The organism is Dellaglioa sp. CoH-57-MRSF-17 (assembly GCF_056782015.1).
In genome coordinates, this window is the sequence record NZ_JBXAXY010000001.1 from 279072 (window position 1) to 303122 (window position 24051).

23 protein-coding genes are annotated in these 24051 nt (G+C 33.9%); 17 read left to right on the forward strand and 6 right to left on the reverse strand.

All coding sequences use genetic code 11. The annotated features are described in order from the left end of the window. The first annotated feature begins 143 nt into the window (after positions 1-143). The 5 genes from AC1RPJ_RS01305 to AC1RPJ_RS01325 all read left to right on the forward strand — a co-directional run bounded on the left by AC1RPJ_RS01305 (position 144) and on the right by AC1RPJ_RS01325 (position 3767). Positions 144-881 carry an amino acid ABC transporter ATP-binding protein gene (locus tag AC1RPJ_RS01305; protein ID WP_409021667.1) on the forward strand — a complete coding sequence of 246 codons (738 nt, stop codon included), beginning with the start codon at positions 144-146 and terminating at the stop codon, positions 879-881. A 33-nt stretch (positions 882-914) separates the two neighbouring features. Next, a complete protein-coding gene (locus AC1RPJ_RS01310) occupies positions 915-1742 on the forward strand; it encodes a glutamate ABC transporter substrate-binding protein (RefSeq protein ID WP_481760930.1) in 828 nt (275 codons plus the stop codon). Then, positions 1739-2377 (forward strand): amino acid ABC transporter permease, encoded by a 639-nt coding sequence (locus AC1RPJ_RS01315; protein WP_481760929.1) that lies wholly within the window; start codon positions 1739-1741, stop codon positions 2375-2377. Before AC1RPJ_RS01310 ends, AC1RPJ_RS01315 begins: the two co-directional genes overlap by 4 nt. A 17-nt stretch (positions 2378-2394) precedes the next feature. Further along, entirely contained in the window at positions 2395-3048 is a 654-nt protein-coding gene (locus tag AC1RPJ_RS01320; RefSeq protein ID WP_409021664.1) for an amino acid ABC transporter permease, read from the forward strand. 125 nt (positions 3049-3173) lie between these two features. After that, positions 3174-3767 carry an NADPH-dependent FMN reductase gene (locus tag AC1RPJ_RS01325; protein ID WP_481760928.1) on the forward strand — a complete coding sequence of 198 codons (594 nt, stop codon included), beginning with the start codon at positions 3174-3176 and terminating at the stop codon, positions 3765-3767. 53 nt (positions 3768-3820) lie between these two features. Here AC1RPJ_RS01325 and AC1RPJ_RS01330 read toward each other — a convergent pair whose 3' ends face one another. After that, positions 3821-5158 (reverse strand): APC family permease, encoded by a 1338-nt coding sequence (locus tag AC1RPJ_RS01330; protein ID WP_481761139.1) that lies wholly within the window; start codon positions 5156-5158, stop codon positions 3821-3823. Positions 5159-5304: 146 nt separating this feature from the next. Beyond that, the gene (gene hflX, locus AC1RPJ_RS01335) at positions 5305-6576 is read right to left on the reverse strand and encodes a GTPase HflX (protein WP_481760927.1); all 1272 of its coding nucleotides are present in this window, start codon (positions 6574-6576) and stop codon (positions 5305-5307) included. Between the two features lie 299 nt (positions 6577-6875). Here hflX and AC1RPJ_RS01340 point away from each other — a divergent pair, with 299 nt between their 5' ends. The 7 genes from AC1RPJ_RS01340 (at position 6876) to AC1RPJ_RS01370 (ending at position 13830) form a co-directional block, all read left to right on the forward strand. Continuing rightward, positions 6876-8519: a peptide ABC transporter substrate-binding protein gene (locus AC1RPJ_RS01340; RefSeq protein WP_481760926.1), complete on the forward strand. Its 1644-nt coding sequence runs from the start codon at positions 6876-6878 to the stop codon at positions 8517-8519. Positions 8520-8618: 99 nt separating this feature from the next. Then, a complete protein-coding gene (opp3b, locus tag AC1RPJ_RS01345; protein WP_409021660.1) occupies positions 8619-9548 on the forward strand; it encodes an oligopeptide ABC transporter permease in 930 nt (309 codons plus the stop codon). Between the two features lie 2 nt (positions 9549-9550). Continuing rightward, a complete protein-coding gene (gene opp3C / locus AC1RPJ_RS01350) occupies positions 9551-10576 on the forward strand; it encodes an oligopeptide ABC transporter permease (protein WP_481760925.1) in 1026 nt (341 codons plus the stop codon). Between the two features lie 10 nt (positions 10577-10586). Continuing rightward, on the forward strand, positions 10587-11654 hold the full coding sequence (locus tag AC1RPJ_RS01355; RefSeq protein WP_481760924.1) for an ABC transporter ATP-binding protein: 1068 nt from the start codon (positions 10587-10589) through the stop codon (positions 11652-11654). A 19-nt stretch (positions 11655-11673) separates the two neighbouring features. Beyond that, positions 11674-12633, forward strand: a complete 960-nt coding sequence (locus AC1RPJ_RS01360) for an ABC transporter ATP-binding protein (protein WP_481760923.1) — start codon at positions 11674-11676, stop codon at positions 12631-12633. 267 nt (positions 12634-12900) lie between these two features. Further along, positions 12901-13260, forward strand: a complete 360-nt coding sequence (locus AC1RPJ_RS01365) for a hypothetical protein (RefSeq protein WP_481760922.1) — start codon at positions 12901-12903, stop codon at positions 13258-13260. 219 nt (positions 13261-13479) lie between these two features. Further along, entirely contained in the window at positions 13480-13830 is a 351-nt protein-coding gene (locus tag AC1RPJ_RS01370; RefSeq protein WP_481760921.1) for a hypothetical protein, read from the forward strand. Between the two features lie 52 nt (positions 13831-13882). On the opposite strand, the gene AC1RPJ_RS01375 is transcribed toward AC1RPJ_RS01370, so the two are convergent. After that, positions 13883-15325, reverse strand: a complete 1443-nt coding sequence (locus AC1RPJ_RS01375) for an APC family permease (RefSeq protein WP_481760920.1) — start codon at positions 15323-15325, stop codon at positions 13883-13885. A 223-nt stretch (positions 15326-15548) separates the two neighbouring features. Here AC1RPJ_RS01375 and AC1RPJ_RS01380 point away from each other — a divergent pair, with 223 nt between their 5' ends. Together AC1RPJ_RS01380 and AC1RPJ_RS01385 are read left to right on the forward strand one after the other, a co-directional pair. Further along, on the forward strand, positions 15549-16304 hold the full coding sequence (locus AC1RPJ_RS01380; protein WP_481760919.1) for an ABC transporter ATP-binding protein: 756 nt from the start codon (positions 15549-15551) through the stop codon (positions 16302-16304). 22 nt (positions 16305-16326) lie between these two features. Continuing rightward, positions 16327-18126 carry an ABC transporter permease gene (locus AC1RPJ_RS01385; RefSeq protein ID WP_481760918.1) on the forward strand — a complete coding sequence of 600 codons (1800 nt, stop codon included), beginning with the start codon at positions 16327-16329 and terminating at the stop codon, positions 18124-18126. A gap of 50 nt (positions 18127-18176) precedes the next feature. Here AC1RPJ_RS01385 and AC1RPJ_RS01390 read toward each other — a convergent pair whose 3' ends face one another. Next, positions 18177-18845 carry a histidine phosphatase family protein gene (locus tag AC1RPJ_RS01390; RefSeq protein ID WP_481762398.1) on the reverse strand — a complete coding sequence of 223 codons (669 nt, stop codon included), beginning with the start codon at positions 18843-18845 and terminating at the stop codon, positions 18177-18179. 283 nt (positions 18846-19128) lie between these two features. Here AC1RPJ_RS01390 and AC1RPJ_RS01395 point away from each other — a divergent pair, with 283 nt between their 5' ends. Further along, positions 19129-19860, forward strand: a complete 732-nt coding sequence (locus tag AC1RPJ_RS01395) for a deoxynucleoside kinase (RefSeq protein WP_481760916.1) — start codon at positions 19129-19131, stop codon at positions 19858-19860. 46 nt (positions 19861-19906) lie between these two features. Here AC1RPJ_RS01395 and AC1RPJ_RS01400 read toward each other — a convergent pair whose 3' ends face one another. Together AC1RPJ_RS01400 and AC1RPJ_RS01405 are read right to left on the reverse strand one after the other, a co-directional pair. Then, positions 19907-20569 (reverse strand): histidine phosphatase family protein, encoded by a 663-nt coding sequence (locus tag AC1RPJ_RS01400; RefSeq protein ID WP_481760915.1) that lies wholly within the window; start codon positions 20567-20569, stop codon positions 19907-19909. 71 nt (positions 20570-20640) lie between these two features. Further along, positions 20641-21300 (reverse strand): VTT domain-containing protein, encoded by a 660-nt coding sequence (locus tag AC1RPJ_RS01405; protein ID WP_481760914.1) that lies wholly within the window; start codon positions 21298-21300, stop codon positions 20641-20643. Positions 21301-21478: 178 nt separating this feature from the next. On the opposite strand from AC1RPJ_RS01405, the gene AC1RPJ_RS01410 reads away from it, so the two are divergent. Then, positions 21479-21622 (forward strand): hypothetical protein, encoded by a 144-nt coding sequence (locus AC1RPJ_RS01410; RefSeq protein ID WP_481760913.1) that lies wholly within the window; start codon positions 21479-21481, stop codon positions 21620-21622. A gap of 87 nt (positions 21623-21709) precedes the next feature. Then, positions 21710-24001, forward strand: a complete 2292-nt coding sequence (helD, locus tag AC1RPJ_RS01415; RefSeq protein WP_481760912.1) for an RNA polymerase recycling motor HelD — start codon at positions 21710-21712, stop codon at positions 23999-24001. Positions 24002-24051: the final 50 nt, after the last annotated feature.

The window sequence follows — 24051 nt, forward strand, 5'->3', positions numbered from 1 at the left end:
TGATAGCAAATAACTACATTGCTATCACTTTTTTTGTGATTATATGGTACATTTAAAAAAGACTGCAATTAAACATCCATTTGGTAGTATAATTAAAGTATCACAAAAAAGAATAAAAGAGTTAAGAGAAGGGGATTGAGAGTATGGCAATGATCGAATTTAAAAATGTGGAGAAATATTACGATAAATTTCACGCATTGAAGAATATCAATTTAAAAGTTGAAGCAGGCGAAGTCGTCGTTATTATCGGGCCATCTGGTTCTGGAAAAAGTACATTAATCAGAACTATCAATGGTTTAGAGCAAGTTAACGAGGGGCAACTATTAGTTGATAATTTTGATTTAGCAGATAAGAAAACGAATATTGATAAAATCAGAAAAAATGTTGGGATGGTATTTCAACATTTTAACTTGTACGAAAACAAAACTGTTTTAGAAAATATTATGCTTGCACCACGTTTAGTTTTAAAACGGGATGAAGCTGAAAATAAAAAAATCGCAATGGATTTATTAAAAACAGTTGGACTTGATGATAAAGCACAATCATATCCTAGAATGTTATCAGGTGGACAATCGCAAAGAATTGCCATTGCCCGTAGTCTAGCTATGAAACCTAAGGCGCTATTATTTGATGAACCAACTTCTGCATTAGATCCTGAAACAATTGACGATGTTTTAAAAGTTATGAAAGATATCGCTAAAAATGATGGGATCACAATGATTGTTGTAACTCATGAAATGGGCTTTGCTCGTGAAGTAGCCGATCGTGTTATTTTCATGGCTGATGGTCAAATTCTTGAGGATGATACAACAGTAGAATTTTTCGACAATCCAAAAGAAGAACGTGCAAAAAAATTCTTGAGTAAAATTATTAAACATTAAGGAGCTCAAGACTGTGAGAGTGGGGATTAAAATATGAAACAATTAAGAAAAATTAGCTTATTGTTTATGAGTATAGCTATGGTATTAGTTATTGCAGGCTGTGGAGCGCAAAGTAAAGCCAACATTGCAACAACAGCTAAAGAAACAAAAACAATTAACTGGGGTGTTAAAGCAGATACGAAGTTATTTGGTTTAATGAACATCAAAACCGGTGAAATCCAAGGATTTGATATTGATATTGCTAAGGCAGTGACAAAAAAAATCTTAGGTAAAGATGGTAAAGCTAATTTTGTTCAGGTAACAAGTAAAACAAGAATTCCACTTTTGAAAAATGGAAATATTGATGCAATTATTGCGACGATGTCCATTTCTAAAGATCGTGAAAAACAAGTTGATTTTTCTAACTCTTATTTTGCTGCCGGACAAGCTATTTTAGTTAAAAGAACAAGCTCAATTAAATCCGTAAAAGATTTGAATAAAGACGGTATGGTTGTTTTAGGTGTTAAGGGTTCAACTTCAGTTATTAACATGAAGAAGTATGCACCTAAAGCAGAAGTGCTGGAACTAGATGATTATGCGCAAGCATTAACCGCACTAAAATCTGGTCAAGGTGATGCTTTAACAACTGATAATGGTATTTTATATGGGATGGTTAAAGAGAATTCTGATTTTGCTGTTGTTGGTGGTACTTTTACGCATGAACCTTACGGAATTGCGATTGATAAAGGCCAAGGTGAATTTAAGAATGAAGTTAATAAGGCTTTAGCTGAAATGCGTGCCGATGGCTCGTATGAAAAATTATTAAACAAATGGTTTGGCGATATTCCAGGATTTAGTGTGAAGGAGGCGAGTCAACAATGATTACGATTTTTACAGAACATTGGCAAGCCTTATTAACAGGACTTGGCTATACATTGTGTTCAAGTGTACTCGCATTATTTTTTAGTTTAATTATAGGTTCGTTCTTTGCAATTTTGGAAGAAATGCCATATCGAATTTTAAAAATTATTGCACGTATCTATATTGAAATATTTAGAAATATTCCGTTATTGGTTGTTGCAATGTTTTTCTACGTTGTGGTACCTATGTACGTTACGAATATCAACGGATTTACAGCTGGAACAATCGGACTAACGATTTACACATCTGCCTTTATTGCAGAAACAGTTCGTGCTGGGATTAGAGCTGTTGATCCTGGACAAATGGAAGGTGCTCGCTCAAACGGGTTAACATTCATGCAATCGATGTTTCATATTATTTTACCCCAGGCATTTAAATATGTGATTCCACCTTTGGGTAATCAGTTCATTAATTTGGTAAAAAACTCTTCAGTTTTAGCCTTCGTTGCTGGATTTGATTTAATGTACCAAGGTGATATTATCGCATCAACAACATTTGATACAATCAACACGTACATTATCGTTGGGGTGTTATATTTAATTATCACGATGCCATTAAGTTATTACATGAGACATTTAGAAAAGAAATTAAGTTAAAGGGGGTCTAGAAAAATATGTCAGATTTTATTGCAGCATATAGTTGGGAAAATATTCGCTACTTACTACAAGGATTATTAGTAACAATCGAAGTTTCAGTTATTTCAATTATTTTCAGTTTTATAATTGGCGCTATTCTAGGCCTAACACGATATATTAAAGTAAAACGTTTATCTGCTATAGTTGGTTTTATAATTGATTTAATTCGAAATTTACCATTACTTTTAATCTTATTTTTCGTTTATTTTGGCTTAGCAAATGTTGGTATTCGGTTATCAATTTTCTGGTCAGCAACGTTAGCGATGACCGTTTTCGAATCAGCAATGTTAGCTGAAATCATTCGAAGTGGTATTCAAGCTGTTGAACCCGGACAAATGGAAGGTGCTCGCGCAAATGGTCTAACTTATTGGCAAGGTCTGCGTGTGATTGTCTTACCACAAGCTTTAAAGAAAATGATTCCACCATTGGTTAGTCAATTTATCTCATTAATTAAAGATACGTCATTGGCTACTATCATTGTTTTACCAGAGTTACTGTATCATGCACAATTAGTATACGGTCAAAATACTAATTATGTTATTCCAATGTTCGTCGCTTTAGCAGTGATGTACTTCGTCGTTTGTTATGCACTATCATTGGTTTCAAGATACTTAGAAAGACGCTTAGCGTAGACAATAAAATAAAAATGGTTGTTGAAATCTATATAGATTTTAGCAACCATTTTTATTAGTTAGTAGAATCGGCATAAAATGACGGTTTGTTTGATTGAAAAATAAATTAGAAAGAAGATGATGTCATGGTGAAAATTGCTGTTATTCTAGGGAGTTCAAGAGAGAATTCTATTGGTAAAAGGGTCATTAAGTATATTGAAGGAGTAGCAAAAAATCAGGATAATGTTGAATTTTCATTTCTAAAATTAAGTGACTATCAGTTAACCTTCTTCCACGAAAAATTGGCACCTATGCAAAATGAAAATCGACAACTACCTGAAAATGAAGCACGATGGATAGCGGATGTAGCTGCGGCAGATGGCTTTATTATCTTAACGCCTGAATATAATCATGCTATTCCAGCCGTTTTGAAAAATGCAATCGATTATTTGGCTTTTGAAGGGCAACGTAAACCAGTTAAGATTGTGGGCTACTCAGATAACATGCGCGGTGCACAATTTGCAACAGCTGAATTAGTACCTATTTTGAATCGATTAGGATTTATCACGTTGCCTACGCCAACATTATTGGGAATAGTTGATCAAACATTTAATGAAGATGGACAACTAAATAACGATGCTAAGTTAACAGATTATACAAAAAATAAAATTGCTCAGACTTTGCAAGAAATTAAATTTTATACACAACTTTTTGTGAATAATCCTTTTCCCGGAAAATGATGAATTAAAAATAAAAATGTGTAATGACAATAGCTGTCATTACACATTTTTTATTATAGATCTTTATTTTTATGTGTTTCGTATAAATAAACCGGGATACCAAGTGCAACAATTGTAAATGAAATTAAAACACCTACAATATCTGATTGAACTTCGCTAACTAAAACGAAGGCTGCACCTAAGATAGCAACAATAGGTGTTATGGGGAACAATGGAACTGAGAAAACACGTTTTAAATCTGTTCCTTTATTCCGACGGCGTAAGATAAAGAGGCCGACGAAAGTCATAACATAAAAGCAATAAACTGTAAAAATACAAATTTCAGATAAGCGATCAGCATCAAAAAATAAAATCATAATCGCTGCAATACTTAAAGCCACACATGTTGCAATAACAGGTGAATGTGATTTTGGATGTAAATAAGATATTTCTTTATGGAAAGGTAATTGTTTGTTCTTACCCATTGCCCACATAATTCGAGGGAATGTCATGATTTTACCGTTCATACAACCAAGAATAGAAATAATGACACCGATATTCATAATTTTTCCACCAAGTTGGCCAAAGGCAATCTTAGCAAATTGTGGTGTTGCATTTTCGCCTAGTTGATGGATTTGACTAGCAGGCATGACACGCATAATACTGAACGAAACAAGAATATAAATAAGAAGAACAATTGAAATTCCTAAAACAATAGCTCTAGGTAATGTCTTTTTAGGATTTTTAATTTCATCACCCATATTAGCAATCAGAATCCAACCATCATAAGCAAATAAAGTAGCTAGTATACCAACACCAAAATTATTTGTAGAGTGACTGACAGTTGCAACAGATTGGCCAAGTGCATTTGCATTGCCAAAAAATAAACCAAAAATAATAATAGCAGCAATAGGGAATAATTTACAAATAGTTGTAATAATCTGGAATGAAGCACCATAACGATTTGATAGCATATTTAGGAAGCCAATAGAAATGACTGCAATTAATGCGATTAAATGAGAATAACCAGCTGGAATACTAAAGAAATCTACTATTAAAATAGCAAGGTACGCGCCTAACGCAGCAATCATAGCTGGTCCATACACGATAACTTGCATCCAACCAGCTAAGAAACCCCAAATTTTACCGTAAATTTTTTCCATGTAGATATATAATCCACCGGTTTCTGGAATTTGAGATCCAATTTCAGCAACAGTTAGTCCAGCGGTTAAGGTTATGATACCACCACATAGCCATGCGAGCAGGGCATTTGTAGTAGAGCCGGTGTAGTCAAGTACCGAAGCTTGTTTAAAGAAGATACCAGAACCAATAACAGTTCCGATTACGATTGATAATGCTGACCATAGACCTAACGATCTGTTAAGTCCAACTGCTGGTTTTTTTTCCAAAATTGAATCCTCCTTTTCTAAAATGAATAGTTGCATTTTAGCATAACAGCGGGAATCATGCAATAAACTAGATATGATTATGACGACAAAAAAGAGTGCGTGAATCGGCTATTTCAGACCGATTCACGCACTCTTTTTATAGAATTATTTTAAACGATGTAATCTTGCAATTGGGTTGCAATAGTTTTTGTTGCATCAATCTTTAATTTTGTACCTGATTCTTCATAATCTGTTTCTAAGATAGTTGCCTTTTCATTGATTAAATCAACAAGTTGACCTTTATCAAATGGGATAAGAACAGTCATAATTTCGTTATCTTTAAAGACATTCTTTTTAATGATATCTACTAATTGATTAAGTGATTTTTCATCACGCGCACTATAAGTGAATTTATCATCTGAGAAAGTAGGATAATCAATATTTGCTAAATCAGCTTTATTATAGGCATAAATCATCGGAATGTTTTCGACGCCAATAGCTTTTAATGTATCTTCAGTTGTTTGAATCATTTCCTCAGCATGTTTATCAGCCACGTCAATCACTTGGATAAGTAAATCAGCTTGTGCAGCTTCAGCCAAGGTTGTACGGAAAGCTTTTACTAATTGGTGAGGCAATTTGCTGACAAAACCAACAGTATCGCTCAATAAAATTTGTTTTTTATCTTCAAATTGAATATTACGGACACTTGTATCTAATGTAGCAAACAACATATTCTTTTCAAAAACTTGTTTGTCATCATCTTGTCCGATTAGACGAAGCAAGCCGTTCATTGTCGTTGATTTACCTGAATTAGTATAACCAACTAATGCAACAGTCGGAATACCAGATTTATCACGTTGTTTACGTCTAGTAGATTCTTCTTTGTCCATTTCAGCAAGATCTTTTTTAATGTGGTTAATCCGATTTTCAATCACACGACGATCTAATTCAATCTTCGTTTCGCCAGCACCACGGTTAGCGAGTCCACCACCAGATTGTTGATCTAGTTTATCTTGCATCCCTCTTAAACGAGGTAACTGATATTGAAGTTGAGCCATTTGAACTTGGAGTTTTGCTTCGCGTGATTGTGCTCTTGAAGCAAAAATAGCTAAAATCAGGCCTGTACGATCCATAACTTCCATACCTGATGCAGCTTCAAGGTTACGAATTTGAGTTGGTGATAATTCGTCGTTTACAACTAAAATTTTCACACCTTGTGCTTCACTTTCAGTCTTGAATTCTTCAGCTTTACCTTTACCAAAGTAAAGGGCAGCAGTTGGTCGATCTAATTTCTGACGAATGTCTTCAACAGCATGCATGTTGTTAGCTTCGACTAATGCAGCTAATTCAGACATTGTATAATCTAAATTTTCACGTTGTTTTTCGATACCAGCAATGAAAACGTCAATAACTGGTATTTCTGTAGAATAAGTTTCTTTCATGAGAACCTCCTCGTGGAACTTAATTAATAGGTTAAGTATAACATTTATTCAAAAAAATATTCGAACATCAAAATAAGTTAACTGAATTAAATGAGAATTAATGAATAAAAATGGCCAAACTCTCATTTTAACAACGTGCAAATGTTATGAGTTGAATATTTTATATAGTTAAACGGCTTTTTTAAAGGCGCTTGAATCTCTTTTTAATTAAATTAGAGTTTAATGTTGATTTTAATCTTTTTCTAATGTAAGATAAACCTACGTTAAGAAAAGGTAAATAAAAAAGGAGAGGTCATATTATGAAGTTAAAGTCAGTTTTGAAATTAAGTGGTGTGCTAGCATTGTCTGTCATTGTCTTGGCAGCGTGTGGATCTAAATCTTCATCTTCAGATAGTAAAGAACTCGCTGATAAACAGGTTATTAATTGGTCTGAAACAGCTGAATTACCATCGATGGATTTATCGACAGCAACGGATACAGTTAGCTTTAACATGTTGAACAATACTAATGAAGGTTTATACAGAATTGGTAAGAACAGTAAAGTGTCAAATGCACTTGCAACTAAAACAACCGTTTCAAAAGATGGCATGACTTATACATTTAAACTTCGTGATTCAAAATGGAGCAACGGAGACGATGTAACGGCTAAAGATTTTGTTTATTCATGGCAACGGACCGTTAATCCTAAGACAGCTTCACAATATGGTTACCTCTTCTCAGGGATTAAAAATTATGATGCAATCAGCGCGGGTAAGATGGCGCCATCAACATTGGGAATCAAAGCAACTGACAAACATACATTAGTTGTAACACTTGATAAAAAAGTACCATATTTCAAATTATTGATGGGCTTCCCAACGTTCTATCCACAAAATCAAAAAGTTGTTGAAAAGTATGGTTCTAAATATGGCACACAAAGCAAATACATGGTTTACAATGGTCCATTTACATTAAATGATTGGACAGGAACTAACTTAACTTGGGACCTAAAGAAAAATGACACTTATTGGGATAAAAAAGCAGTTAAGCTAACACAAATGAATTTCCAAGTTTCTAAAGATAATACAACAAGCTATAATTTATACCAAAGTCAAAAATTAGATATGACGAATTTATCTGCTGAACAAGCTAAAACATTGAAAACAGATAAAGACTATATCACACGTAAACAAGCATCAACGTTCTACTTACAATACAATCAAAAGAATAAATTATTTAATAACCAAAAGATTCGTCAAGCTATTTCATTAGTTATCAACAGAAAACAATTTGTTGATAAAATTTTAGGGGATGGCTCAACTGTTGCGACAGGTTTAGTATCATCAGGTCTTGCTTCAAATCCTAAAACAGGCGAAGATTTTGCAAAAGAATCAACCGTTAAATCAACTGCAAATACAGACATTGCAAAAGCAAAAGAATTATGGAAAGCAGGATTAAAAGAAGTTGGTGTTACAAAAGCTAGTTTCTCACTTCTAAGTGATGATACTGATAAAGCTAAGAAAACAAATGAATTTTTACAAAATGCGATTGAAGATAACTTAGATGGTGCGGATGTAACATTAACAAATATCCCATTCAAATCACGTTTAGCAAAATCAACTAGTGGTGATTTCGATATTGTTGTTACAGCATGGGGTGCTGATTTCTCAGACCCAATCTCATTCTTAGATTTATTTACTTCAGATAATTCACAAAATGCAGGTAAATGGAAAAATAGTGAATATGATGCATTGATTAAAGCTTCAAAAACAACAGATGCAAGTAATGCAGATAAACGTTGGGATGATTTAGTTAAGGCTGAAAAAATCTTGATGAAAGATCAAGGAATTGCACCTCTTTACCAAATGGCTCAAGCTCAATTATTAAGATCAACAGTTAAAGGTGTTATCTACAATGGAGCTGGTATCAATTACAATTTCAAAGATGCTTATGTTACTAAATAATTAATTAACGTGTTAAAATTTAACAAGTGAGAGTTAGCTACCACGGCTAATTCTGACTTGTTTTAATTACATAATAAAGCAAAAGTGAGGGTCAGAATTATGGGTAAATACCTAGTTAAACGAATTTTTTATATGCTACTGACGTTGTTTTTAGTCGCAACCATTACCTTCTTTTTAATGAAGTTAATGCCTGGATCACCTTATGCGAATCAGCAAAAAATGACAACTGAGCAATTACAGATTATGAATGAACAATATGGATTGAATAAACCCGTATGGCAACAATATCTCATTTACTTAGTGGGATTAGTTAAGGGTGATTTAGGAACGTCATTCCAATACAGTAATCAACCTGTGTCATACCTAATTTCAAGCCGTATTGGACCATCCGGACAACTTGGATTACAAGCTATCATCTTCGGAATAGTTATTGGAATTGTGATTGGTGCCATTGGTGCGATTAACAAAAATACTTGGATTGATACTTCTTCAACAATTTTATCAATCTTAGGTATCTCAATTCCTTCTTTCGTCTTAGCTGTTTTATTACAGTATTACGTAGGATTAAAGTTAGGCTGGTTACCAATTGCTGATTGGGGCGGATTCAGTTACACGATTCTACCGACAATTGCTTTAGGGGTTGGCCCACTGGCGGAGACGGCCAGGTTCATTCGAACCGAGATGGTGGATGTCCTAAGCAGTGATTACATTGAACTGGCTAAGGCTAAAGGATTAACAAAGTTTGGCGTTGTATTCCACCATGCTTTACGTAATAGTTTAATTCCTTTAGTAACATTAATCGGCCCTTATACGGTTGCATTAATGACTGGTTCAATGGTTGTTGAAAATATATTCTCAATTCCTGGAATTGGTGAACAATTCGTAAAATCAATTTTGACAAATGATTTCCCCACAATCATGGGTGTTACAATGCTTTATTCAGCTGGACTAGTAGTTGTTATCTTATTAACAGATATCATTTACGGTATTATTGACCCAAGAATTCGATTAACTGGAAGGAGAAATTAACGATGGCAGATAAAATTGACCTACCAGTAGATGCATTTGAACCGTTAGATAAAAATAACGCTATTGATAATGAAAAAATTGCTGCACCGTCGTTGACTTTCGTTCAGGATGCTTGGCGTCGGTTGAAGAAAAATAAAGGGGCTTTTATCTCACTTTGGGTCCTGGTTGCAATTTTTATTTTGGCATTTGGATCCCCCATTTTAGCACCACATAGTGCAACAGAACAAAATGTTGAGTATACAAATTTACCACCTAAAATTCCTGGTGTACCAATAGATGGATTAAATGGAAAGTTAAAAACATCATCAGGTAGCTGGTATGATGCTTATGAACAAAATAGTATTCCAAAAGATAAATACTTTATTTTAGGAACGGATGTTTTTGGACGTGATTTGTTATCAAGAATTATGTATGGAACTAAGATTTCCTTAATCGTGGCACTAGTTGCTGCATTAGTCGATTTAGGAGTCGGTGTTGCTTATGGAATCTTGTCCGGTTGGCGTGGCGGACGTGTTGATACATTCATGCAGCGAATCATCGAAATTATTTCATCGGTACCTAACTTGGTCGTTATTGTTTTAATGTTATTGGTTTTCAAACCAGGTTTAACATCAATTATTTTAGCAATTGCAGTGACTGGTTGGACAACGATGGCTCGATTAGTTCGGGCACAAACGTTGAAATTAAAAGATCAAGAATATATTCTTGCAGCTCGAACTTTAGGCGAGTCACCCGTAAAAATTGCAGTGAAACATTTACTACCTAACTTATCGAGTGTGATTATTATTCAAACAATGTTTACAATTCCTAGTGCTATTTTCTTCGAAGCTTTCTTAAGTTTCATCGGAATTGGGATTAGTGCTCCTCAAGCTTCACTTGGGTCATTATTGAATGATGGTCAAAAGAATTTCCAGTTTTTACCATACCAAATGTGGTATCCAGCAATTGTTTTATGTATTATCATGGTTGCCTTCAACTTATTAGGTGATGGACTCCGTGATGCCTTTGATCCAAAAACGAAAGAGTAGGTGTTGAAAAATGGCAGAAAATATTTTAGAAGTTAACAATCTAGAAATTAATTTTCATACGTATGCTGGAGATGTTAAAGCCATACGTGATGTTAGTTTTCATCTGGCTAAAGGTGAAACTTTAGCAATCGTTGGTGAATCAGGTTCCGGTAAATCCGTTACAACAAAAAGTTTAATGGGATTATTAGCTAATAATGCAGAAGTTATGGGTGGAGAAATTCTTTTTCATGGTGAAGATTTACTTAAAAAATCAGAAAAACAAATGGAAAACATTCGTGGTAAAGATATCGCAATGATTTTCCAAGACCCAATGACTTCTTTAGATCCTACTATGAGAATTGGTAGACAAATTGCTGAACCATTAATGAAGCATAAACATGTAAAAAAAGAAAAAGCAATGGCGCAAGCCTTGGAAATTTTGAAGTTAGTTGGGATTACAGATGCTAAAAAACGCTTTAAGGACTATCCACATCAATTTTCTGGTGGTCAACGCCAACGAATTGTTATTGCGATTTCATTAGTTTGTTATCCAGAAATTTTAATTGCTGATGAACCAACAACAGCTTTAGATGTAACCATCCAAGCACAGATTTTGGAATTAATGAAAGAATTACAAGCAAAAATTGAAACATCAATTATTTTCATTACCCATGATCTAGGGGTTGTTGCTGGTATGGCTAATCGTGTAGCGGTTATGTATGCAGGTCGGATTGTTGAATATGGGACAGTCGATGAGGTCTTTTATAACCCACAACATCCATATACTTGGGGCTTATTGAATTCAATGCCAACACTTGATAGTGAACATCTGTACGCAATTCCAGGTACACCTCCTGATTTATTGGATCCACCAAAAGGGGATGCATTTGCCGCTCGGAATGAGTACGCTATGAAGATTGATACAGAACAACAACCACCATTCTTCGATGTTTCACCAACACATGCAGCAGCTACATGGTTGTTGCATCCAGATGCACCTAAAGTAACGCCGCCAGTTGAAATTCAAAGACGGTATAAAATTTTTGCAAAACAACAAGAAACAAAAATTAAAGCGAATCAAAATTTGGTAGAAAACTAAGGAAGGGGAGCTGAACATAGTGGAACAAAAGAAAAATAAAATTTTAAAAGTCCGTCATTTAAAACAATATTTTAATGTCGGCAAACCAGACGAAGTGAAAGCTATCGATGATATTTCATTTGATATTTATGAAGGCGAGACATTTGGCTTGGTGGGCGAGTCAGGGTCTGGTAAAACAACAACAGGTCGTAGTATCATCAATTTATATGAACCAACTGATGGTAAAATTGATTTTGATGGTGTTGATATTCGTAAAATTAAGTCTAAAAAAGATAAATTACAATTTCGCCGTGACATGCAAATGATTTTTCAAGATCCATATGCATCACTAAATCCACGAATGAAAGTTAAAGATATTGTGGCAGAAGGAATAGATATTCACCATTTAGCTGCCAATGATGAAGCACGTGCGAAACGTGTTGAAGAATTATTAGAAACAGTTGGATTGAATAAAGATCATTCTAGCCGCTACCCCCATGAATTTTCAGGTGGCCAACGCCAACGTATTGGTATTGCTCGTGCTTTAGCTGTAGAACCTAAGTTTATCATCGCAGATGAACCTATTTCTGCATTAGATGTTTCAATTCAAGCGCAGGTTGTTAATTTGTTGAAGGAATTACAAATTGAACATAACTTAACATATTTGTTTATTGCACATGATTTATCAATGGTTAAATATATCAGTGATCGAATTGGTGTGATGCATTATGGTAAGTTATTAGAAATAGCTCCTGCAGACGAAATATATACACATCCTTTACACGATTATACAGCCAGTTTAATCTCGGCCGTTCCTGTTCCTGACCCTGAATTTGAACGTAATCGCATTCCAGTACCATACGATTCGTCAGTTGAGGCAGATGGTAAAAAACGTCGAATGGTTGAAATTTCGCCAGAACATTTTGTTTTAGCAAGTGAAGATGAAATCCCTATGTATAAGGAACGAGCTGCCAATACTTTGGCAGAAGAAGCTGAATAATAAATCAGAAAGATCTTTTCAAGAATTTTTGAAAAGGTCTTTTTTGATTTTAAAAAGGGTGTAAACTATTAATTGTATGAGTATCTTAAATATATTAAAGGAAGTATAAAAATTTTAGGTAATTATGCATAAAATAATGTATACTAGATGTATTAGAATTAGGTAACGACATAACTATTTTTTGATTTGGGAATGAATAAAAGGTTCAACTAAAACGTTATGTGGAACAAAGGGTTTTATATGGTGGGGAGAATGGGAGCACCCAACATGATAGATGATACAGAAGTATATAATGAAGCGTACAAAGAATTACCGTATGATGTACAATTACTTTTTCAAGAGGGGCGTCTCTGCGAAAAAGATAATGATTTAGCCGTATTATTCGATTTATTTATTAAAAGTACAATTAATTTTACTGAATTCTATGGATTTAACGATGATAGAAAGCAGCTATTTGATGAATTGAAACAAAATCCAGAAGAGGCCGCGCAGTTAATTAAGCAATATCGGTATTATCGTAATTGGTTCGAAAAATATCAGGCTAATGTTAATTGTTTTTCGAAATTAAGATTTCTAACTGTCTGTGAATGGTATGATGGTCAACAAGCATATGCAAGTAATAATTAAGAAATGCTATCATACAAGAAATTAAGTAAAAAAAAGTTAGAATATAAAATTAATTTAACTTAAAATGCGAACTTAAAATATACGGCAAGCTTAACAATATTGTTAAGCTTTTTTTGTTTTTATAAGACGCAGAAAAAATTAAAATAGATAACAAGCCAAGTGCTTGTTATCGATGAGAAGGGTGTGGTATATTAATTGCAATTATCGGGGGGTAATCGAATGAGTTTAGGTGAAGGAATAAAAAATGTAAACGCATTACCGTATGATGTGAGGCTATTATTAGAGGAAAGAAATATTCCGGAGAATCAAATGAGTTGGGAAATTATTTCTGATGTGTTTCTTGAAAGTATTGCGACTTACACAGCATTTTATGGATTTAATGAGGATCGTAGAGCGCTATTCAATGATTTAAAAAATGATAAAAATGAGGCCAATCAAATTATAACAACCTATAAAGAATATCGTGAGTGGTTTAAATACTATCACGTTCATTTTGAAAATCTAGAAGATGTGAGGTTTTTAACGATTTGTGAGTCAATAGGTGTAGATGGCATAATAATAAAAGATTAAATTCAAAAACGCTATGACTACTTTTAATTAAGTAGTCATAGCGTTTTTGAATTTAATCTTTAATACCATCTCTTTTACGTTCACGTTCAGCAATCATTGGCATAATGAATCCAAGACCGATAAGAACAACGACACTAATAATATTGATGGCTAACTGGTAGTAGAATAGTGAGCTACCCATCTCGACATCTTGAGGAATAATCCCAAAGACTGTTGCCAAAACAGTAACAACTAAGCACCATAAACCAACAGCGTAAGCTAATTTGTCATTTTTAATGAAGACATATTCTGATGGATATTTAGCACTATTTTTACGGATCTGCATGAAGGCGAAGAAAATCCAACAAGTGACACCTGGTGAAATAATTCCATTCAAGTTCAGTAACCAATTAAAGATTGTATTCATATCTGGCAAGAAGACACCCAAGAAGAGAATGAAGGCACTTAAAGTACAAGTTAAAATGTACCCATTAATTGGTAAACCATCTTTGTTAACTTTAAGTAATTTCTTAGGCATATAACGAGCGCCTGTGTCAGAGATAAGCATGCGAGTCATAGCGTCAAGAAGAACAGCTAGAAGAGCACACATGTACACAATTTGAGTAATAGCGAAGGCATACATTAACCAACTACCCATATGAAATTGATCTCCTAAACGAAGGAATGCGTAGTACGAACCATTCATTTTAAAATCATTAGGAATGTTATGGGCATTGAAGAAAATCCCAAGTGCGAATGAGCCGAAAACTGTTAAGAAGATTGTCATAACGGTTAACATAATCATGGCTTTAGGGAAATCTTTTTTAGGTTTTTTCATTTTTGTGACAAATGGCGCAATTAATTCTGCACCATTAATCGCATAAATTAATAAACCAATTGTTGTGAAATAATGTAAATCAAATTTAGGAATTAGTGTGTGCCAGCTCATATTTGTTGTTGCAATACGACCTGAAGGTGTTAATAATGAGCCAAATGCCATTACAACATATAAAATTGTGAGGATGAACATGGTACCACCACCAATAAGACCTAAAAATTCTAATGAACCTTTGAAGAAACGTTGAACAAAAATGAAACCAACGAAGATTACTAATGTTATTAACGCGAACATAGCTGTTGATAAACTATCTTCGAGTGCATTACTTCCGTTAAATAACCAACCAAAGCCAACAACGACTGAATTAGCGGTATCAACAACGTAAGGAATCGAAGCAGCCCAATAAGTCCATGCCGTAAAGTAACCTAGTTTTTCGCCACGAGTTCCGCGAACCCATGAACTTAAACCGCCACCTTCTGAATTAAAGACGGAACCTAATTGTCCTACCATTAAAGAATAGGGAATTACATATAATAGCAATAAAATGATCCAAGATGTAATAACGCCCATACCTTGATTTTGAAAGTTATAGACGATATCGTCGAAGCCAATAACTGTTACGAATGACATTAATGCCAAAACTGGCCACGATATAAATGTTTTTTTCTCGTTTTCCATAAGTACCTCCCGTGATAAATAACTATGTAAATTAAACTAACAATTTATAAGTATAGTGAACTGACTAATTAATTTCCATGAAAAATTAAATTAATATAAAATGTAATCGTTTTAATGAGAATTAAGTTAAGAATTAACGATAATAAAAATTGCTATTTAATGTGTACTATGTATAATAGTACACATATAGTAAAATGATAAATATAAATGGAGGACTAATAAAATGAAAGAAATAGTTGTAAGCGCAAAAGATGTTAAAAAAGTCTACGGTAAGAATAAAGAGAAGAAAACGGAAGCCTTAAAAGGGATTAATTTTTCTGTCGAACAGGGTGAATTTATTGGTATCATGGGGGCATCAGGATCAGGTAAATCAACATTACTTAACTTATTATCAACACTAGACCAGCCGACTTCAGGACAAATTGAGATTAATAATCAGGATATCTCAATGATGCGTGGCGATAAACTATCAGATTTTAGAGCACAACAAATTGGCTTTATTTTCCAAAGTTTTAACCTGCTAGATAACTTAACGGCAGCTGAAAATATAACATTGCCACTATCATTACAGAATGCGTCTATTTCTAAATATCAAGAACGTATTGATAAATTAACGAAAACACTGGGGATAGATAGTGTTCTTGGACAATTTCCAACTGAATTATCTGGTGGCCAAAAGCAACGAGTTGCAGCAGCTCGTGCTTTAGTCCATAATCCTGCAATCTTATTAGCAGATGAACCAACAGGTGCTTTGGATTCTAAAAGTGCAAAGTCACTCCTATCAACGATGGAAAGTTTAAATAAAAATGATCAAGTATCAATTTTGATGGTGACTCATGACGCTGTTAGTGCGAGTTACTGTCAACGAATTCTCTTTATTAAAGATGGTAAGATTGGTCGAGAATTGATTCAAGGAACGAATACGCGAACAGAGTTTTATCAAGAAATTTTAAATGAACTAGCTAAGAGTGAACAATAATTTTAAGAAGGGAGGAAACAATATGTTATTAAAATTATCCTTAACTGGAATTAAGAGTCGCTTTAAAGATTATCTAATCTTGTTATCAGGACTCATTATGGCTTCAGCAATCTTTTACATGTTTGAAGCATTAGCAACTAATCAAGAATTTATTAAACAAAATGCGACGATAAAATTTGCAGCAATGATTTTCCAAGTAGGTTCTGTACTACTTGCAATTATTACACTGTTTTATATTATCTATGCGAATACATTTTTAATGAGCATGCGTCAAAGAGATTATGGGATGTTCATGATGCTAGGCGCTAAAAAGCGTAAGATTGGGCGCTTAATTTTCACTGAAACTTTAATTATTGGCTTAATTGCAACAGCTGTTGGTATTTTAGTTGGTATTGGACTGACATATGGCGTTAGCCAATTTTTAGTAGATAAAATGGATCTTGCACCGCATTCTTTTCAAGCTTTTTATTTCCCAGCAATCCTAATAACAATGCTTTTCTTCGTTATTCTTTTCATGATTGCTGCTATATTTAATCGACAAAGCTTGTTAAGAACGCCTATCTTAAAATTATTAAATGAAGCAGAACAACCACAAGGTAAAAAGCTAAAATCTTATAATATCTTAATTCAAAGTATCTTAGGATTAGGTTTAATTGCAAGTGGCTATTATTTATTAAGTCATTTAGCACTGTTTCAAATGGCTGGATTTATTGGGTCAGTCGTAACAATTTTGATTGGGACATTTTTAATTTTCAATTCATTATTTAGTGGATTGGTTCAATTATTAAAACGTAATAAGGGATTTTCTGAAAAGCAATTAAATACCTTTTTATTAGGGCAACTTAGCTTTCGATTAGGTTCATTAAATCGGGTTCTAACAATGGTTGCGATGTTATTTGCACTAGCATTAGGCGCAATAACTGTTGGGATGGGATTCTCTGGTGTGGTTGATCAAACAGCTACTTCTACTTCCCCATATGATGTTGTTGTCCAAAATCCATCAACAAAAGAGAAAAAATTACTTAGTCAATTGACTGATAAAAAAGAGTCCATTTATGAAGCAAAAAAAGTTGGTTCTGTCCGTTATTTTAAAAAATCTGACTTTGTGAAATCACCATTGTACACGCTTGATTTCACGGAAACGGGAACGGCTACCGGTAAATTTATTAAAGTTGACCCTGCCAAAATGACAGCTAAAAATGAGGATAATCTATGGGGAAATGCTGTTAGAACTACATTGGAATCCCCTGATATGTTAAATCCAGTACTTGTCTCTGACGCATCATTTTCAGCTGTTTCGGCGAAGACACAACGTATCCATACTGTTAGGTTAGCATCATTTAAAGATAATAAAGAAATCTTAAAAGCATTGAGCGAAGAAATACCTAAAAATCAGTTAGATAATTCATCTTATTTTATGAATAAGTATGTCGTATATCAGTTGGCTAACGGCATTTATGGCGGATTAGAATTCATTGGATTCTTCTTAGGCGTTGCGATGTTGGCAATGTTAGCAAGTGTTCTTATGTTTAAAATATTGTCTAGTGCGGCAACGGATAAAAAACGATATGATTTATTGAACCAATTAGGCGCTAAGCAACGACTAATGAAAAAATCAATTAGGCGCGAAATTGGCATCTTATTCTTCTTACCTGGAATTGTCGGTGTAATCCACGTTTTATTCGGACTACAAATGTTCAAGGAATTAATTCCAGATCCATATTCACATATAACGATTCCATTTATTATTTTTGCAGTTCTCTATTTGGGATATTATTGGGTAACAGTTACCTTATATAAAGGGATGGTATTAAAAAAATAAAAAAGAGGTGAATATTCAGTTTTTAAAACTGAGTATTCACCTCTCTTTATTTAGATGGGTTGTTCGCCAAAATTACCATAATAGCTAACTTCAATTGTATCGTGATGAACGATTAATTTAGTGACGCTACCATTTTTAGGACTAGATGATATATCAATATTAGGTGCGTATCGTGAAACGATACTTCTAATTGCTGTCCCGTGACCAACTAATAGAACGTTGTCATTATTATTTTGGTTAGTGCGTAAAAAATCAAAAGCATGATCATAGCGATTCCAAAATTCTTGGTCATTTTCAGCTAAATTAAAAGGGTCAGCACTTTTTATGAAATCACGTGAGTCTTCGATGGAATATTTTTCAAGAATATCATTGAAGGTTTGACAATTAAAAGGTGTACCAACTGTTTGCATAACAGCTGCAGTATCTTGGCCTTCAAATGAGCCATAATATTCTTCTCTAAAAAGTGCTGTTTCAATTGGTGTTAACTGTGCATTTTCTTCAACATTCGTTTCACTTAAAATATGGCTTAGTGTTTTTTTTGTACGCATTGTGTCACTTCGATAAATGGCATTAAATGATTTATCGCGTAAAAGTTTTCCTGAATGGGTGGCATCGTTGATTCCCTTATCTGTAAGTGGAGAGTCACACCAGCCTTGCATTCTCTGGAAAGAGTTAAAAAAAGTTTGGCCATGACGAACCATATAAACGGTAAATGACATATGAAATCCTTTCATAAATAAATATTTAATTTGTAAATAAAAAAGGTACTTAGAGCTGTCTGGTTTTTGATGAATAGTCTCACTTAATGCATTAATTTTAGAAAAAGAAAAGACTTTTATTTTATTTAATCCAATGTATACTAAATAAACGGAGAATTAAAATATGAGATTATTTATGACTACTAGTAAGATGATACCGAATGAGATATTAATTACAAGTCTAAATCTAATTGTTTTAACTGCATAAATTGTATTAACTATTCAAGAAGGAGTGTTTATTATTTTGATTACGTTGGCTGGTATTATTGGTTCAGGAAAATCTAGTATGACAAAAATTTTATCTGAAGAACTTGGGGTAGAGGCTTTTTACGAACCTGTTACAGATAACCCGGTATTACCTTTATTTTACAAAGGTAACGAAATCGCTGCAAAAAAACGTGAAGCAGGGGATAAGGAAGCAACAAATCCCTACGCTTACTTATTACAAACTTTCTTTTTGAATCGTCGTTTCAGAATGATTAAAGCAGCAATGCAAGAAGATAATAATGTTCTTGATCGTTCAATTTATGAAGATGCTATTTTTATGAAGATGAATACAGAAATGGGTAATGCCACAACTGTTGAATATAACATCTATCAAGATTTATTAGAAAATATGCTTGAAGAGTTACCTTATGCTGCACATAAAAAATCACCCGATTTGATGGTTATGATTAAAGTTTCTTATGAAACAATGGTTAATCGTATTCAAAAACGTGGCCGTGATTATGAACAAATTGAAACTGACCACTCATTGGTTGAATACTATAAAACATTACTTCGCTATTATGAAGATTGGGAAAAAGAATATGACGTTTCTGAATTTTTAGTTATTGATGGCGATAAATACGATTTTGTTGAAAATGAAGCTGATCGTAATATTGTTTTAAATATTATTGAAGATAAATTACAAGAATTAGGTAATTTATCTGAAAAAGAAGTTATCGATTACAAGACACAACGTAAATCAATTTAAACTAAAAGGAGTAACCAATTTTAAAAATTGGTTACTCCTTTTTTATTTAGATTTTATCATCATCGTGATGATTGAAATATTCAACTTTAACTGAATTGTCATCAACGATTAACTTAGTTACACTACCGTTTTTAGGGCTCATTGTAATATCAATTTCGGGTGCAAAATGAGAAACGATACTTCTGATTGTTGTCCCATGACTGACAACTAAAACGTTATCGCCATCTTTAGCATCTTTACGCAATAAATCAAAACCTTTATTACGACGTGCCCAAAAATCGGCATCGTCTTCAGCATCATGGAAAGGATCGATTTCTTTGAAGAAGTCACGTGCCTCTTCAATTGAAAATTTTTGCAAAATCTCAGTGAAATTAGCAGCGCCATGTGGCTTACCAACAACAAACCAAGCTTGAGAAGAATCGGCACCTTCATAGTAACCATAGCCTTGCTCTCTAAGAAACTCAGATGTTGTAACAATTAAATCTGAAGAGTTTTCATTTTCAGATAAAATGTAGTTAGCTGTACGATTTGCGCGGGTTGTATCACTACTGTATGCATTAGCAAACTGAATTTGTGATAATTTTTTTCCAGTAGTGTGGCCGTCGTTAATGCCTTTTTCTGTAAGTGGTGAATCGGACCAACCTTGCATCCGATTATATTTATTGAAAATGGTTTGACCATGGCGAACGAGATAGACTGTAAATGGCATGAGAACCTCCTGAAGTTTATGTGATAGCCCCATTATACGCTAAAGAAAACGATTATTCTAAAAAGCTTATCCTAGAATTTAGCATCAAGTTTTTTTCTAAGTAAAAATTTCGTAAGTTGTACTAACCCAGCTAAGACCACTGGAAGTAATGCTATCCCGGCAATTGAAAGGAAAATAATAGAAAAATGATCCTTAACAAATGGAATTGCGCCGAAGTAGTAACCGACGCCACTTCCAATGGCTACCCAAAGTGAGACGCCAATTAAGTTGAAAATACTAAAATGTCTGTAATTCATTTGAATAGTACCAGAAATAAGTGGCACAAAAGTTCTAATTAATGGGATAAAGCGTCCAAATACGACTGTTTTTGCACCATGTTTTTTGAAAAAACTTTTGGCGATTTCCATCTTTTCAGGGGGGATTCTTTTTTTAAAGAAAGGTAATTTATTTAAATGTCGACCAATTTCAAAATTCACGGCATCTCCAGAGAGTGCGGCAAAAAAGAATATTGGGACTAATACCCGAATATCAATGGTATCTGTTGAGTAGGCGGCAATGGAACTAGTGAAAAAGAGTAGCGACTCACCAGGTAGAAAAGGAAAAACAACAAGACCTGTTTCGGCAAAGATAAGTACAAAAAGAATTAAGTAACTCCAGTTACCTAAAGTCTGGAAAAGAGGTCCTAAATAATTTTCGAAATGGGTGAAGAAAAACCAAGCTTGTTCGAACATTGTCAGGCCCTCCAATCGTTTTAGTCTTACTCATTATATTAAACTGAAATTAAAAAAAAGGCTATTATTTTAACTGATATTTAGCTTTTATTAAGATTTGTCTCACTATAAGAGGTCACCAGTGTTAAACAGGTTTCGATACTGGTATACTAGATATATTAAATTTTTGGAGGTCAATATGACTAGACACACTTTAATTGCAGGAATGACAACTTTAATTGGTCTAATTATTGGGATTGTGATAAGTAAAATTGCTGTCGCAACATTAATTGGATTAGCTGTTGGAATCGTAGTTGACCAATTCCTACCAAATAAGAAATAAGTTCAATTAGTTGCCTATTTGAGTTGATTATAAAAAAATGATACACTATTAGGCCTAATAAAATCATGTAAAGTGGGGTATTGAGAAATGGCTGATGAAATTAAAATCGAAGAACAAGCACATCTTGATGATGTTATTGTTAAAATAAAAGATGCTGAAGTTAAACGTCAAAATGAAATAAAGTACGCTGAAAGTGAAGCACGATCGATTAATGGCGAATTTACAAGTGATGTTCATATCAATACGACAACATACACTGGAATGATTGATACAGCAATGTCTGTTCGTCAGCAACAACAGTTATTAGCTGAACGTGAAACGAGTTGGAAAAACGCAACTTCTCGTTTAGACATTTTAAAGAAATTAGAAAAGAAACCTTATTTTGCACGTTTAAACATTCAAGAAGGAACTAATAAAAAAGAAACAATCTATATTGGCTTGGGCTCTTTTGCTGATCGACCTGAACACTTTATGGTTTATGATTGGCGTGCACCCATATCGAGTGTTTATTACGATGGCGGACTAGGTGATGTCACTTACCAAACTCCTGATGGTGATCAAACAGTAGATGTTTCATTGAAACGTCAATTCGTAATTGAAGATGGCCAAATTGAAACGATATTTGATACTGATGAAGCTGTTGGTGATCAGATGTTATTAGACGTCTTGAATGATTCTGCTGATACAAAGATGAAGAGTATCGTAACGACGATTCAGAAGGAACAAAATCAAATTATTCGAGATGTAAAAGCTGAATTATTATTTGTTCAAGGTGCAGCTGGTTCGGGTAAAACCTCAGCTGTATTACAACGTGTGGCTTACTTGCTGTACCGTTACCGCGGTAATTTAACAGCTAGTCAAGTTGTTTTATTCTCACCTAATCAATTATTTAATGATTATATTGATCAAGTGTTGCCAGAACTTGGTGAACAAAATATGGTTCAAATGACTTATTTCCAATATGCATCAAGACGTTTACCAAATATGCAAGTTGAAACGTTACAAGAACGCTTTGAAGAAGACAATGCGCCTGCTAAAAAACGTATTCAAGTTCTGAAAAATAGTTTGGCATTCTTTAATGCCTCAACTGCTTATTCAGAACATTTGGAACAAGCAGACATGAAGTTCAGAGATATTAAATTCAATAATGAAGTCTTTATTTCAAAAGATAAAATAAAAGGTATCTACTATAAATATAATGAAAATTATCATTTACGGACAAGATTAGAAGCAACACGTGAATCATTAGTTAAATTATTGAATCGTCGAATTGAAGCTGAGGCTAAGTTAGAATGGGTTGAAAAAGCAATTCAAGATATGTCTAAAGAACAATTGAATGATTTGTATGGAGACCAAGACCGCGAATTTGCAAGCGGTGATAAAGAAATGCGTTTCTTAACGCGTACTTTAGTTATGCGCCAATTTACAAGTGTGCACAGAGCAATTGTGCGCAATCGATTCTTAAATATCAGTTCACAATATGTGAACTTTTTACACAATGTGCCTAAGTATCTTAATTTGAGTGACTATAATGTTACTGTAGAAGAATGGCAAGCAGATGTGGCTGAAGTTGTGTCACGTTTAAAAAATCGTCAAATATCGATGCATGACGTTACGCCATACTTATACTTATTTGATCGTATGACGGGTAAGCATGGTGAAACAGATGTCCGTTACGTCTTTATTGATGAAATTCAAGACTACACGGCATTTCAATTAGCTTTCTTGAAGGAAGGGTTCCCAAGAGCTAAGTTTACACTGCTTGGTGATTTAAACCAGGCTATTTTCACAAAAGAAAATAGTAAGAGTTTACTATCAGAATTGGGACATTTATTCCCAGCTGATAAAACCAAAGTCGTGCAATTGACGAAATCATATCGTTCAACACAACAAATCACAGATTTCACAAAAGAAGTGTTGATAAATGGTGAATCAGTGACGTCATTTAACCGACAAGGTGACTTACCCACAATGACTGTGGATAATAATTCTGATAAATTAGTTCACGATTTAGAAAAACAAGTACAACAAAATGTGGATGATCATCTAACAACGGCAATCATCGCTAAATCATTAGCTGAATGTACAGAATTGTATGAACAATTACAAGCCGAGGGCGTGCCAGTTACATTGATTAAAACGGAAAATCAACGTTTGGCCGATGGAACGATTATTGTGCCAGCTTTCCTAGCTAAAGGTTTGGAATTTGATGCGGTTGTTATGTGGGGCGCTTCAAAGATTAACTATCATGAAGAAGACGAGCGTCAATTAGTTTATACGATTTGTTCAAGAGCAATGCATCGACTAACTGTTTATGCTGAAAAAGAATTATCACCATTATTTGACCATGTTTCAAAAAGTTTATATAGTTTAAAATAAGCTATGGAAGAAATGACCTATTGCGGAAACTGATAGGTCATTTTTATTAG

Bases quoted from the DNA above. Each gene is read 5' to 3' on its own strand.
- AC1RPJ_RS01305 (WP_409021667.1), top strand. From the start codon at position 144: ATGGCAATGATCGAATTTAAAAATGTGGAGAAATATTACGATAAATTT.
- AC1RPJ_RS01310 (WP_481760930.1), top strand. From the start codon at position 915: ATGAAACAATTAAGAAAAATTAGCTTATTGTTTATGAGTATAGCTATG.
- AC1RPJ_RS01315 (WP_481760929.1), top strand. From the start codon at position 1,739: ATGATTACGATTTTTACAGAACATTGGCAAGCCTTATTAACAGGACTT.
- AC1RPJ_RS01320 (WP_409021664.1), top strand. From the start codon at position 2,395: ATGTCAGATTTTATTGCAGCATATAGTTGGGAAAATATTCGCTACTTA.
- AC1RPJ_RS01325 (WP_481760928.1), top strand. From the start codon at position 3,174: ATGGTGAAAATTGCTGTTATTCTAGGGAGTTCAAGAGAGAATTCTATT.
- hflX (WP_481760927.1), bottom strand. From the start codon at position 6,576: ATGAAAGAAACTTATTCTACAGAAATACCAGTTATTGACGTTTTCATT.
- AC1RPJ_RS01340 (WP_481760926.1), top strand. From the start codon at position 6,876: ATGAAGTTAAAGTCAGTTTTGAAATTAAGTGGTGTGCTAGCATTGTCT.
- opp3b (WP_409021660.1), top strand. From the start codon at position 8,619: ATGGGTAAATACCTAGTTAAACGAATTTTTTATATGCTACTGACGTTG.
- opp3C (WP_481760925.1), top strand. From the start codon at position 9,551: ATGGCAGATAAAATTGACCTACCAGTAGATGCATTTGAACCGTTAGAT.
- AC1RPJ_RS01355 (WP_481760924.1), top strand. From the start codon at position 10,587: ATGGCAGAAAATATTTTAGAAGTTAACAATCTAGAAATTAATTTTCAT.
- AC1RPJ_RS01365 (WP_481760922.1), top strand. From the start codon at position 12,901: ATGATAGATGATACAGAAGTATATAATGAAGCGTACAAAGAATTACCG.
- AC1RPJ_RS01370 (WP_481760921.1), top strand. From the start codon at position 13,480: ATGAGTTTAGGTGAAGGAATAAAAAATGTAAACGCATTACCGTATGAT.
- AC1RPJ_RS01375 (WP_481760920.1), bottom strand. From the start codon at position 15,325: ATGGAAAACGAGAAAAAAACATTTATATCGTGGCCAGTTTTGGCATTA.
- AC1RPJ_RS01380 (WP_481760919.1), top strand. From the start codon at position 15,549: ATGAAAGAAATAGTTGTAAGCGCAAAAGATGTTAAAAAAGTCTACGGT.
- AC1RPJ_RS01385 (WP_481760918.1), top strand. From the start codon at position 16,327: ATGTTATTAAAATTATCCTTAACTGGAATTAAGAGTCGCTTTAAAGAT.
- AC1RPJ_RS01390 (WP_481762398.1), bottom strand. From the start codon at position 18,845: ATGTCATTTACCGTTTATATGGTTCGTCATGGCCAAACTTTTTTTAAC.
- AC1RPJ_RS01400 (WP_481760915.1), bottom strand. From the start codon at position 20,569: ATGCCATTTACAGTCTATCTCGTTCGCCATGGTCAAACCATTTTCAAT.
- AC1RPJ_RS01405 (WP_481760914.1), bottom strand. From the start codon at position 21,300: ATGTTCGAACAAGCTTGGTTTTTCTTCACCCATTTCGAAAATTATTTA.
- AC1RPJ_RS01410 (WP_481760913.1), top strand. From the start codon at position 21,479: ATGACTAGACACACTTTAATTGCAGGAATGACAACTTTAATTGGTCTA.
- helD (WP_481760912.1), top strand. From the start codon at position 21,710: ATGGCTGATGAAATTAAAATCGAAGAACAAGCACATCTTGATGATGTT.